Genomic DNA, 298 nt, shown 5'->3' with positions numbered 1-298 from the left:
CTGTCGCGGCTGCAAGGCGGCATGGGCCTGGGAATAGAAAAGCGCGAATGCCAGCTGTCGGAACTGCTGAACGGTCTGATCGATGAAAAGCGCCAGGCCTACCCCGGCCTGCGTATCGAACCCGAAGTGCAACCCGGCCTGACGCTGATGGCCGACACCGACCGCATCGCCCAGGTCGTCACGACCCTGATGAGCCATGCGCGCCAGCATGGCGCGCCGCGCATGCCGATCCGTGTCAGCGCCACGCAGGCCGGCGACACGATCGAACTGGCCGTGGCCAACCACGGCGCGCCGATAC

General features: G+C 66.8%; 1 pseudogene. It reads left to right on the top strand.

What is annotated here, in order from left to right:
- A pseudogene (locus tag SB751_RS29415) lies at positions 1–298 on the top strand (histidine kinase); the annotation flags it as partial.

The organism is Cupriavidus sp. SIMBA_020, from assembly GCF_046535395.1.
Taxonomy (GTDB): Bacteria; Pseudomonadota; Gammaproteobacteria; order Burkholderiales; family Burkholderiaceae; genus Cupriavidus; species Cupriavidus campinensis.
Note: the sequence above shows the minus strand (reverse complement) of the source record. Positions and strands in the feature narration are given on the sequence as shown.